Raw genomic sequence first — 11145 nt, forward strand, 5'->3', positions numbered from 1 at the left:
CCCCTCTCACACACCGAGGTCGCGATCGAACATCGCCGCGATCTGCCGCGCCGACGGCGTGCCCGCATCAGGATCGGCCCCCGCCCCCAACAGCACCGCCACCACCGCCCCGTAATCCTTGAACACCGCCCCGGCCAGCGGCGACTGATCGCGGTCATTGCGCCGCTCCACATCGGCGCCCTTGCCGATCAAGGCCCGCACCGTATCGGCATGCCCGTGATAGGCCGCCAGCATCAGCAGCGAATCACCCGACCCGTTCACCAGATCCACCGGCAATCCAGTGTCGACGAACACCAGCAGCCGCGCCGTCTCGCCCTGCCGGGCCAGGTCGAACGCCGCATCGACGATCTGCCGGAAATCCTCATCATCGCTCACAACCGACAGCTTGACACACGCCCCGCGGCCCCCGCGAGGGATCGCACTACTGATGCTTACCCGACACTTCACCGTCCAGAACCGGCCTGTACTGGGAATTCACCCCTAAGGCCAGAGAAGCGGGTATTGACATCATCACCGCTTCGCCGCAAAGATTGACATCTGGCGCAACGCGACGGGACGCTGACACCCTCACCGCCGCAGCGCCGCAACGGTGGGAGCGAACAATGGTGAGGACTCGCGCATGAACGAGCCGAATATCTTGGGGCAGTTCCAACTGGAACACCGCACCATTCAAGTCAGCGGCGACGGACACGCCGGAGGCACGGTCTGGCTCGAACGGGTCCATCCCGATCCGCCCATGGCGCTCGGCTGCGTCGTCGAACTCGACACGCCCACACCCCGACTGCGCCTGTACCGCGCCGAATGGTCCGACGACCTGCGCGAGGAGGCCAAAGAACGCACCGTCGCCCTCTGGCTGGCCTCACGCGCCGACTAGCGCACCGACCACACCGGCAGCCTTCGCCTCGGCCTCGGCCACCTCGGCGGCCAGGGCCGAACGCCACGTGATGCCGCCCCCCGCCCACACATGGACCGACGCGGCATCGAACGCGACGGTGCGGATGGTCAACCCCAGCCGCAGCCGAGCGCCCGAGGCGAAACCGAACGCGCCCATCGCCGGGCCCCGCCCGACCGGCTCCAAGCCGCCGACGAGATCGAGCACCGCCGCCTTCGGCGTGCCGGTGACCGACCCCGGCGGGCACATCGCCCGCAGCACCTCGGCCAGACCGACCCCGGGGGCGAGCCGGCACGAGACCGCCGATTCGGCCTGCCACAGATCGGCCCAGCGCCGGACCGTGAACAACCCGTCCACACGCACACTCCCGGGCACCGCCACCCGGGCCAGATCGTTGCGTTCGAGATCGACGATCATCACATGCTCGGCGCGTTCCTTCACCGACGCCAGCAGCGCCGCCCGCCCCGCCGCCGTCGCCGCCGCGGTGCCTTTGACCGGGAACGTCGAGACGGCCTCGCCGTCGATGTCGAGGAAGCACTCGGGCGAGCCCGAAGCCACCAGCCAGCCGTCCCCGGCCATGACCCCGCCCCAGGCCGCGCCCGCGATCCGCGCCACCGCCGCACCCGCCGCACCCGCATCGCCCGACCACGGCGCCTGCCGGTGCCCCACCACGCACGCCTGGTACACCTCGCCGCGCCCGATCGCCTCCTGGACCGCGGCCACCGCCTTGGCATGATCGGCCCGCGACCACGAACGGCGCCACGCCCCGACCGTGAACGGCCCCATCGCCGCCGCAGGCGCGGCCGGTCCGTGGGCGTAGGCGACGAGCGCGACATCGGGGACCGCCGGCACCGGCGTCGGCGCGCCGGTCGCCGAAGCGGCCATGACCGCCCCGGCCGCCGCCGAGATCAGCACCCCCACCCCGCACACCGACCCCACCGCGCCAGTGTGCGGCCCGCTGTGGCGGGTACAGAACTCGGCCACGACCGCGGCCGGGTCACCGCCCTCGCCGACCCGCCATTCGCATCGGTCGACCTCGACCAGGCGGCCCCGGCACGCCTCGGGCACCCCAGGCGGGGCGGGACGCACGGCAGCGAACATCGACACCGCACCAGTGTGAGCCGCACTCACCCCGGCTTACGCGTCAGGCCCCCGCCAGTGGGTCCCCTCACGCGCTAACCCGACGATCCACCCCGCAACTGCTCCAGCACCCCACCAGAGGCCGGAGCCTCGACATAGGCCCCCTGCGTCGCCTCCGCGATCGCCGCCAAATTCTCCACGCTGGCCGAACCGAACCCGACCGTGTACACCGACACCGGCACCGCCTGCCCCGCCGCCGCCTCCGCCAGCGCCTCCTGCGTCTGCTCGATCGTCGGCGCACTCACCGAATCGGTCCCATCGTTGGTCAACACCACGACCACGTTCGAGGCGCCCTCGACCGCATGCTCGCCCATGTAGTCATAGGCCGCCGCCACCGTGTCGAACAACGGCGAACCGCCCCCGTACAGGCCCCGCTCATCCATGCCGTACAGACCGTTCGTCAGCGCCTCGCGCTGCTCGGAGGACATCTCGGCGCTCTCGGTCACCGCCCGCCAAGGCGCCTGGTCCTCCCCCGCGCCCACACCGAACTCCCACAGCCCCGCACGCGAAGTCGACCCCAGCTCATCGACCAGCGCCAACGCCAGACGGATCTCCGCCAACGCCGCCGAGACCGTCTCGCCCTCGTATTCGACCGTCTCCGACCCGCCGACCTCGGACCGGTCCACCACGATCAGCAGATGCACGTCCCGCCGCATCTCCTGCCACTGCCGCACCGCATCGCGCACCGTCTCACCGCTGATCGCGCCCTCCGCCTCAGCTTCCGGGCCCGGCGCCAGCCCCGCATCCGCCAGCGCCGCCGAGGCCGCACCGCCCCGCAAGAAGTCACCGAACATGCCCGCGATCGCCGCATCACTGCCCGAGACCCACCCCGCCCCCAGCACCATGTACGCATACGTCGCGTTCAGCGCCGCGCCGCTGGGCGTGATCGGCACCATCTGGTAATCCAGCCCCGAACTCGCGTTGAAGTCCTCCACCTGGTAGTCCAGGGCCGTGAACACGTTCGCGAACGACGCCGGATCGTCCGACTCCAGATACTCCGAGAACAGCGCCTCGGCGCTCTCCCCGACCCGACCGGCGTCCAGCGCGTCGCTGTAGCGGCCCATCGCCGCCGCATCGACCCCGCCCGAGCCGTCGCCGACCGCGTTCAACATCGACTGCAGCCCCTCGGTCGACGTCCGCGGATTGGCCGCCGCGATCGTCACCTCACCCGACTCCGAAGCCGACAGCACCTCGCTCCACGACGGCGGCTGCCCGCCGATCCAACCCAGATCCTCGGCCACCGGCTCGGGCACCGCCAGCACCGTCTTCGACTGCCCCAGCACCACCGGATCGGACGGGAAGTAATCCGCGGTGACCTCCGTCCCGGTCACCCACTGCGGCCACACCGCCGAATCCGGCACCCACGCGATCGGCCGCGGACCCAGCGACACCGTGTCCCACTCGCCAGTGAACCCGCGCGAGGCGTCCACCGCTGCCACCTCGTGGATCTCCACCCCGACGCAGTTCCCGTCGACCTCCGGATCCTGCGTCTCCCACTCCCGCGCCAGATCCTCCATCGTCGAGAACACGTTCGGCGCCACCGCCACCGGCACCCGGTACGTCCCATCGCCACCGCACCCGGCCCGCAGCAGCGTCACGAACCCCGCCGTCAACGCCGACGCCACCAGCACCGACACCAACGTGAACAGAATCCACGGCGCCACCGGCAGCTTCGAGCCGCCCTTCTTGCGCCGCCGACCCGTGCGGTGGGACTTCACAGCCCGCGTGTGCCCGAAAACCATCAGCTACTCTCCTGGGGGGAACCGTCGGCAGCCAGTGTAGAACCCGCCCGACCGGCCACCGGCGACCCCGTCGCCGCCCACCGGCCCCTACGCGCCCCCGTACGCCTCGATCGGCGGGCACGTGCACGCCAGGTTCCGGTCCCCCCACGCGTTGTCGACCCGCCCCACCGGCGGCCAGTACTTCGACACCGAAGTGCCGACCGGCCAGGCCGCCTCACTACGCGAATACGCCCGGTCCCATGCGTCGACCGTCACTGCCGCGGCCGTGTGCGGCGCCGACCGCAACGCCGAATCCTCCACCGCCACCGCACCGGCCTCGACCGCGTCGATCTCGGCCCGGATCGCGATCATCGCCTCACAGAACCGGTCCAGCTCCGCCAGATCCTCCGACTCCGTCGGCTCCACCATCAACGTCCCCGCCACCGGGAACGACATCGTCGGCGCATGGAACCCGTAGTCGATCAGCCGCTTCGCCACATCCTCGACCGTGACCCCGGTCCGCTTGGCCAACTCCCGCAGATCCAGCACGCACTCGTGCGCCACCAGACCATGCTCACCGGTGTACAGCACCGGAAACACCCCGCGCAGCCGCGCGGCCACATAGTTCGCCGCCAGCACCGCCGACGCCGTCGCCGCGGCCACCCCATCGGGGCCCATCATCCGCAGATACATCCACGGAATCGGCAGAATCCCCGCACTGCCCCACCGCGCCTGCGACACCGGACCCACCCGGCCCGGCACCTCGGCCATCGGATCCGACGGCAGATACGCCGCCAAATGCTCGGCCACCGCCACCGGACCCACCCCGGGCCCACCGCCGCCGTGCGGAATGCAGAACGTCTTGTGCAGATTCAGATGCGACACATCCGCCCCGAAATGGCCCGGCTTCGCCCACCCCAGCAGCGCGTTCAGGTTCGCGCCGTCAACGTACACCTGACCGCCCGCGTCATGGACCTTCCCGCACACCTCCACGATCCCCGGCTCGAACACCCCGTGCGTCGACGGATACGTCACCATCAACGCCGCCAGATCCGCCGCGTGCTCGGCGACCTTCGCGTCCAAATCACCGAGGTCCACGTTCCCAGCCCCATCGCAGGCCACCACGACCACGCGCATCCCCGCCAGCACCGCCGACGCCGCATTCGTCCCATGCGCCGACGCCGGAATCAGGCACACGTCCCGGCCACCCTCACCCCGGTCGGCCTGCCACGCCCGGATCGCCAGCAACCCCGCCAGCTCCCCCTGCGAACCCGCGTTCGGCTGCACACTCACCGCCGCATACCCGCACACCGCCGCCAACCAGCCCTCCAACTGCTCCACCAGCAGGCGCCAACCGGCCGTCTGCTCGGCCGGCGCGAGCGGATGCACCTCGGCGAACTCCGGCCACGACACCGGCTCCATCTCCGAGGCCGCATTCAACTTCATCGTGCACGACCCCAACGGGATCATCCCCCGGTCGAGCCCGTAATCGACATCGGCCAGACGCTTGAGATACCGCATCATCGCCGTCTCGGAATGGTGAGAGGAGAACACCGGATGCGACAAGAACGCGCTCGACCGCCGCAGACCCTCCGGCACCGCCACCGGCGCCGCACCGACCAAGTCGACACCGAACGCCTCGCACACCACCCGCAGCTCCGCCTCCGTCGTCGTCTCATCGCAGGCCACCGCCACCCGGCCCGCATCGACCAAGCGCACATTCACCCCGCGAGCCGCGGCCGAAGCCACCACCGCATCGGCCCGGCCCGGCACCTCGGCCACGACCGTGTCGAAGAACGCCCCATGCACCACCGGCACACCCGCCGCCCGCAACGACGCCGCCAGACGCGATGCCCGGCCCGCCACCTCCTCGGCGATCCCCCGCAGCCCCTCAGGGCCATGCCACACCGCATACGAGGCCGCGATCACCGCCGGCAGCACCTGCGCCGTACAGATATTGCTCGTCGCCCGCTCGCGCCGAATGTGCTGCTCCCGCGCCTGCAACGCCAACCGCAGCGCCGGAGCACCATCGGCGTCCCGCGAGACCCCCACCAGACGGCCCGGCAACTGCCGCTTCAGATCATCGGCCACGGCCATATAGCCCGCGTGCGGACCACCGAACCCCACCGGCATCCCCAGCCGCTGCGCCGAACCCACCGCCAGGTCCGCACCGAACTCCCCCGGCGGCACCAGCAGCGCCAACGCCAACAGATCGGCCGCCACCGCCACCCGGGCACCGGCCTCATGCGCCGCCTTCACCACACCGGCCAGATCCAGCACCTCGCCATCGGCGCCCGGATACTGCAACAGCACCCCGAAGGCGCCCTCCGGCAACGCCGACGCACCCGTCGCGAAGTCGGCCACCGCCAACTCGATCCCCACCGGCTCGGCCCGCGTCCGCAACACCGCAAGCGTCTGCGGCAGCACCCGCACATCCACCGCGAACACCGCACCCGAGCCCCGCGGCGCCGCCCGACGCGCCAGCAGCATCGCCTCGGCGGCCGCACTCGCCTCGTCCAGCAGACTCGCCCCCGCCACCGGCAGCGCCGTCAGATCCCCGACCATCGTCTGGAAATTCAGCAGCGCCTCCAGCCGCCCCTGACTGATCTCCGCCTGATACGGCGTGTACGCCGTGTACCACGACGGGTTCTCCAGCACATTGCGCCGAATCACCGCCGGCATGTGCGTCCCGTAATAGCCCAGACCGATCATCGACCGCATCGGCCGGTTCCGCGCCGCCACCGCCTTGAGCTCCGCCTGCGCCGCCGCCTCCGAGACCGCCCGAGGCAACCCCAGCGGCCCCTCCGAGCGGATCAACTCCGGCATGCAGGCGTCCATCAACGCCTCAAGACTGGGAAACCCCACCGCCTTGAGCATCGCATCGCGATCCGCATCGCTCGTACCGATGTGGCGATCAGAGAAAGAACGGTCCATCACGGGGGTCCTCCGGTGACAGTCGACGACAGTTGCGCACCCCCGTCTGTCACCAACCGCTGAACCACAGCACCGGTTCCAGAGCGGCCAATCCCGAACAGTCCTGGTACCTGAGAGTTTGAAGCGAGGGACTTGCCCCTTCGGTGCCGTGGCAGCCAAAGTGGCCCACGATCTCTCCTGCCCGGTTTTCCGGCTCTGCGCACATCGTATGCCAAAAGCCGACTACCGTCGACTCGGCACCTCACCGGCCCCCTCGGCCTGACGCCGCCCGTGCAACTGCTCCGGCGCCCGCACCGGCGCCTCCGACCCCGGCAACGTCGCAAGACGACCCATCACCTCGGTCACCGTCGACCGCACCGCGATCCCGAACACCCCGTGCCCGCCCCGCAGCAGCTCGATCACCTCACCGGCCGACCGGCACTCGTACACCCTCGACCCGTCCGACATCAACGTGATCTCCGCCAGATCCTTCACACCCCGGCGCCGCAGCGCCTCCACCGCCATGCGGATGTTCTGCAACGACACCCCCGCATCCAACAACCGCTTGATCACCTTCAACACGATGATGTCGCGAAACGAGTACAACCGGTTCGACCCCGAACCCGACGCCCGCCGCACACTCGGCTCCACCAACCCCGTCCGAGCCCAGTAATCCAACTGCCGATACGTGATGCCCACGACCCGACACGCCGCCGTACCGCGCCAACCGCGAATCTGCGCAGGCGAAACCTGACCGCGCCCCACCGCGTCACTGTGGGCATCCATCGCATCCTCCGCACCATGAGGGTCCTGGAAGGTGAGAGTAACGCCCGAACCAAGCACAATGGGCAGAACCAGAATATTGCTCGCCAGGTCGCGGCCCCCGCACACGGGCCACTCGGAAAAACCGCACTCAGCCGAAATCGTCGGGACTGACCTCTTCGAGGAACTCGCGGAACTTCTCCACCTCGTCCTCCTGCGTGTCCGGCAGGACCACCCCCGCCTCATCCAGCACCGCATCCGCACACCAGATCGGCGCCTCCGCACGCAACGCCAGAGCGATCGCATCGGACGACCGCGACGACACCCGCGTCTGCCCGTCCAACACCAGCTCCGCGAAATACACCGTCTCACGAAGCTCCGTGATCTCAACAGCCGTCAGCGACACCTCCAGCGCCTCCAGCACATCACGCATCAGATCATGCGTCAACGGCCGCGACAACTGCACCTCCTGCTGCTGGTACGCGATCGCCGCCGCCTCCACCGTCCCGATCCAAATCGGCAGATACCGATTCCCATCGGTCTCCTTGAGCAGAACCACCGGCTGGTTGCTCGGCAGTTCCACGCGGACCCCGACTACGGTCATCATCCGCACCGGTACGCCTCCAACGAGTGCCATCGTCGCTGATGCCGGACCCGCCACGGGTTGCACCCCGAGGCGGGTCCCTTGTCTCCCAGCCTACTCGCAAATCACGGTGAAATGATGCGAGCGGACACCGCGCCTAAGCCGCGGCCGGCTTCGGACCGCTGATGAACACCAGCCGGAACTTCCCGATCTGCACCTCGTCACCGTTGCCCAGCGCCGCCGTCTCCACCCGCTCACGGTTCACATACGTCCCGTTCAAGCTGCCGACGTCGCGGACCGTGAAACCCCCGGCGTCCCGATGGAACTCGGCGTGCCGCCGCGAGACGGTCACATCGTCGAGGAAGATGTCCGAATCGGGATGACGGCCGGACGTCGTCACCTCCGTATTCAACAGGAACCGGGCACCGGCATTCGGCCCACGGCGAACGACCAGCAACGCGGTCCCGGCCGGCAGCGAGTCCGCCAGCCGCGCGGAGTTCAACTCCGCGTCCACCTCGCCGCTCTCCTGCAACGCGGAGAGGTTCATCGTGGCCGTCACATCCGGCGGAGGGAACTCATCATTCGAACGCGTCATGGATTGCCACCTTCTACAAGTCTGGACCCTCTGGTCACTCAGTAAGCTTCGCATACGCTCCCGCGTCCAGCAAAGCAGCGAGCGAGCCGGAATCCTCGACTTCGATGTCGAACATCCAGCCCGCCTGATAGGGGTCGCCGTTCACCAATTCCGGGGATTCCGACAATTCGTCATTGCATGCCTGAATCTTACCGGTCACCGGAGCGTACACGTCAGAGACGCTCTTGGTCGACTCGACTTCGCCGATCACGTCCCCCTCCCGCACCTCGGAACCCGGCTCCGGAAGCTGGATGAACACGACATCACCCAGCGCGTTCTGCGCGAAATCCGTGATGCCCACGCGCACGACGTCACCATCGCGCCGCTCGACCCACTCATGCTCCGCGGTATAACGCAACTGCTCCGGAATCACCTCGAGCTCCCCTCTGACAATCCCGCCACGCGAACCGCACAGCCCGCGAGCGCTCGCCATGGACGGCGACAGGTAAGACGCAATGACCGTATCGCCCAGCCCCACCGCGCCGACATCGGGGCCGCGATGGCGTGATCATGACGATGCGGCACAGCGAACATGCATCCTCCCGCGCCGCCCGAAGCGTATTAACACCGCCACATGCGTGCGCGCATGCCGACCGCGGATCAGACCCGCCGCCTGCCGCAGGTACACCAGTGCCGCCAACCAGTACAACCCCAGACCCCACCACGCCAGCGCCCACCCCAGCGGCGCGGCCCACACCTCGGCGTTGGCCACCTGACCGGCCACCACCAGCACCGGAAAGGACATGAACACCACGCTCGTGGCCGACTTGCCGAGGAAATGCACCTGCGGCGGGGCGAAGCCGTGCCAGCGCAGCGCCACCACCAGCGACACCATGACCGCCTCGCGCACCAGCACCGCGAGCGTGAACAACCACGGCAGCAGGCTCACATACGTCAGCGCCAGCAGCGCGGTGAGGATGTACAGCCGGTCCACGAACGGGTCGAGGAGCCGCCCGAGCTTGGAGACCTGGTTGAGCCGGCGGGCCAGCTGCCCGTCCACCCAGTCGGTGCCCCCGCCCACGGCCAGGACGAGCGCGGCCTGCCAGTAGTACTCCGTGGCCAGCAGCAGATAGCAGAACAGCGGGATCCCCACCAAACGTACGGCCGTGACCAGGTTCGGCCACGTCCAAACCCCCCAGCCGGTGGGCGCTGCTGACTTGCTCAAGGCTGTCCTCTCGGGGCTCCGCGGAGCCGTAGGTCTCCCCTCGCTCGGCGGCGGGCGCGAGCCGTGCGGATCACGGGTGTTCGGTGGGTGTAGGCCGATTCTAGCCCCAGGGGTACGACACTGTATCCCCGAAATAGCGCGCAGTTGTTGTGCTGCTGACGGGCGGAGCCCGGCGATACCGGGCCTGTGAAGTGCGGATCGCCCGGTTCTGCGCGATGCCGAAAAGCATCGGTGTCGATATATATCTTATATAAAGAGTGATAGGAAACAACCCGGGCCGCATGCGGCCCGGGTTGTCACTTTCGCAATGCTAATCATCGGTGGACGGGGGCGGATCGGTCATGGGGTCTCTCCGATGATCCGCAGCTTCCGGTCATCGGTCACCGTCGCTCGAAGGAACACCCGTCCCGCCCGAGCACGACGCCCTTCTCGTCCCCTAGGAGGGTCCCGCCGCGGTGCCGTGGCGGCGCCGGTGCACCGCCAGCGCCGCACCGATCAGGCAGCCGCTCATCGGCACGAAGAGGATCCACAGCGCCCACGTGCACGCGACGAGGACCAGCAGTCCGCCCAGGAGGATGCCGGTGCCGCCGACGTCCCCTCTGGCGTCCCGCATCGCCCCGGCGAACAGGTCCTTCCACGACGCGCCCGCCTCCCACGCGGCCGAGGCCCGCAGCAGCACCGTCGCCGCGAGCCCCGCCACGATCATGACCAGCAGCGCCACCACCGACCTGCCGGGAACGCCCTCGATCGTCAGCACGGCCAGGTCGGCGGTGAGGAACAACGCCGCGCCGATCGACGCCAGACCGACCAGCCAGCCGCCGTGCCAGGCCTCCCTGACGTCCCGGAGGAAGTCGAGCAGGGAGGCCGGCGTGCCGTCGAGGTGCCCCGCCAGATGGCGCGCCGAGGCGGCCAGCGCCGCCGGTACGGTCACCACCGGCAGCGCCACCACCACGAACCACACGCCGGTCAGCAGGCACTCGGCGAACAGGGCGAACGCCTGCCCACCGCCCCTCGTGCGGGAGGCGCGACGCCTCGGCCGTTCCCGTGCCATGCGGTCCTCCTCGGCGATTCGGTGCGTGGTCATCCTTTGATGCCGGAGGCGGCGATGCCTTTGATGAGGAATTTCTGGAACACGAGGAAGAACAGGACGACGGGGATGAGGGTGAGCAGGCTCATGGCCATCATGCCGCCGTAGTTGGAGACGCCCTCGGTGTTCTCATACGACTGCAGCAGGCGTGGGAGGGGGAACTTCTCGATCTCGTGCAAATAGATGAGGGGCCCGAGGAAGTCGTTCCATGACCAGATGAAGGTGAAGATCGAGGAGGTCACGATCGC

11 protein-coding genes, 1 pseudogene and 1 riboswitch are annotated in these 11145 nt (G+C 69.1%); of the genes and pseudogenes, 1 reads left to right on the top strand and 11 read right to left on the bottom strand.

Annotated features, from left to right (window positions below; translation table 11 throughout):
- Positions 1-6 precede the first annotated feature (6 nt).
- Positions 7-375, bottom strand: a complete 369-nt coding sequence (locus H613_RS0119795) for an ankyrin repeat domain-containing protein (protein ID WP_211234899.1) — start codon at positions 373-375, stop codon at positions 7-9.
- Between the two features lie 244 nt (positions 376-619).
- On the opposite strand from H613_RS0119795, the gene H613_RS0119800 reads away from it, so the two are divergent.
- Complete coding sequence (locus H613_RS0119800; RefSeq protein ID WP_026925157.1) at positions 620-874, top strand: hypothetical protein; 255 nt, start codon at positions 620-622, stop codon at positions 872-874.
- Here the strand turns inward: H613_RS0119800 and H613_RS0119805 are convergent.
- The 10 genes and pseudogenes from H613_RS0119805 to H613_RS31515 form a co-directional block, all read right to left on the bottom strand.
- Complete coding sequence (locus H613_RS0119805) at positions 860-1993, bottom strand: chorismate-binding protein (RefSeq protein WP_035738697.1); 1134 nt, start codon at positions 1991-1993, stop codon at positions 860-862. The two genes, H613_RS0119800 and H613_RS0119805, sit on opposite strands and share 15 nt — an antisense overlap.
- Positions 1994-2067: 74 nt before the next feature.
- Positions 2068-3774, bottom strand: coding sequence for a vWA domain-containing protein (locus tag H613_RS32460; RefSeq protein WP_026925159.1), 1707 nt, complete (start codon positions 3772-3774; stop codon positions 2068-2070).
- Between the two features lie 87 nt (positions 3775-3861).
- Positions 3862-6687: an aminomethyl-transferring glycine dehydrogenase gene (gcvP, locus tag H613_RS0119815; protein WP_035738698.1), complete on the bottom strand. Its 2826-nt coding sequence runs from the start codon at positions 6685-6687 to the stop codon at positions 3862-3864.
- An 88-nt stretch (positions 6688-6775) separates the two neighbouring features.
- Positions 6776-6877: riboswitch (glycine riboswitch) on the bottom strand.
- A gap of 32 nt (positions 6878-6909) precedes the next feature.
- Entirely contained in the window at positions 6910-7452 is a 543-nt protein-coding gene (locus H613_RS27875; RefSeq protein WP_051393602.1) for a MerR family transcriptional regulator, read from the bottom strand.
- A 127-nt stretch (positions 7453-7579) separates the two neighbouring features.
- Positions 7580-8041 carry a bifunctional nuclease domain-containing protein gene (locus H613_RS0119825; protein ID WP_035738700.1) on the bottom strand — a complete coding sequence of 154 codons (462 nt, stop codon included), beginning with the start codon at positions 8039-8041 and terminating at the stop codon, positions 7580-7582.
- Positions 8042-8168: 127 nt separating this feature from the next.
- Positions 8169-8606, bottom strand: coding sequence for an FHA domain-containing protein (locus tag H613_RS0119830; RefSeq protein WP_026925162.1), 438 nt, complete (start codon positions 8604-8606; stop codon positions 8169-8171).
- A gap of 34 nt (positions 8607-8640) precedes the next feature.
- Positions 8641-9018 carry a glycine cleavage system protein GcvH gene (gene gcvH, locus H613_RS0119835; RefSeq protein WP_026925163.1) on the bottom strand — a complete coding sequence of 126 codons (378 nt, stop codon included), beginning with the start codon at positions 9016-9018 and terminating at the stop codon, positions 8641-8643.
- A 135-nt stretch (positions 9019-9153) separates the two neighbouring features.
- Positions 9154-9810 carry a CDP-alcohol phosphatidyltransferase family protein gene (locus H613_RS27880; RefSeq protein WP_084546791.1) on the bottom strand — a complete coding sequence of 219 codons (657 nt, stop codon included), beginning with the start codon at positions 9808-9810 and terminating at the stop codon, positions 9154-9156.
- Between the two features lie 436 nt (positions 9811-10246).
- Complete coding sequence (locus H613_RS0119845) at positions 10247-10894, bottom strand: hypothetical protein (RefSeq protein WP_051393599.1); 648 nt, start codon at positions 10892-10894, stop codon at positions 10247-10249.
- Positions 10891-11145 (bottom strand): annotated as a pseudogene (locus H613_RS31515) (carbohydrate ABC transporter permease); the annotation flags it as partial. The pseudogene H613_RS31515 and the gene H613_RS0119845, both read right to left, overlap by 4 nt.

Source organism: Glycomyces arizonensis DSM 44726 (genome assembly GCF_000482705.1).
GTDB classification, from domain to species: Bacteria; Actinomycetota; Actinomycetes; order Mycobacteriales; family Micromonosporaceae; genus Glycomyces; species Glycomyces arizonensis.

What these genes read in the sequence shown, in the direction of transcription:
- H613_RS0119805 (WP_035738697.1), bottom strand. Translation starts at nt 1,993, where the DNA reads ATGTTCGCTGCCGTGCGTCCCGCCCCGCCTGGGGTGCCCGAGGCGTGC.
- H613_RS0119830 (WP_026925162.1), bottom strand. Translation starts at nt 8,606, where the DNA reads ATGACGCGTTCGAATGATGAGTTCCCTCCGCCGGATGTGACGGCCACG.
- H613_RS0119845 (WP_051393599.1), bottom strand. Translation starts at nt 10,894, where the DNA reads ATGACCACGCACCGAATCGCCGAGGAGGACCGCATGGCACGGGAACGG.
- H613_RS27875 (WP_051393602.1), bottom strand. Translation starts at nt 7,452, where the DNA reads ATGGATGCCCACAGTGACGCGGTGGGGCGCGGTCAGGTTTCGCCTGCG.
- gcvP (WP_035738698.1), bottom strand. Translation starts at nt 6,687, where the DNA reads ATGGACCGTTCTTTCTCTGATCGCCACATCGGTACGAGCGATGCGGAT.
- H613_RS0119800 (WP_026925157.1), top strand. Translation starts at nt 620, where the DNA reads ATGAACGAGCCGAATATCTTGGGGCAGTTCCAACTGGAACACCGCACC.
- H613_RS32460 (WP_026925159.1), bottom strand. Translation starts at nt 3,774, where the DNA reads ATGGTTTTCGGGCACACGCGGGCTGTGAAGTCCCACCGCACGGGTCGG.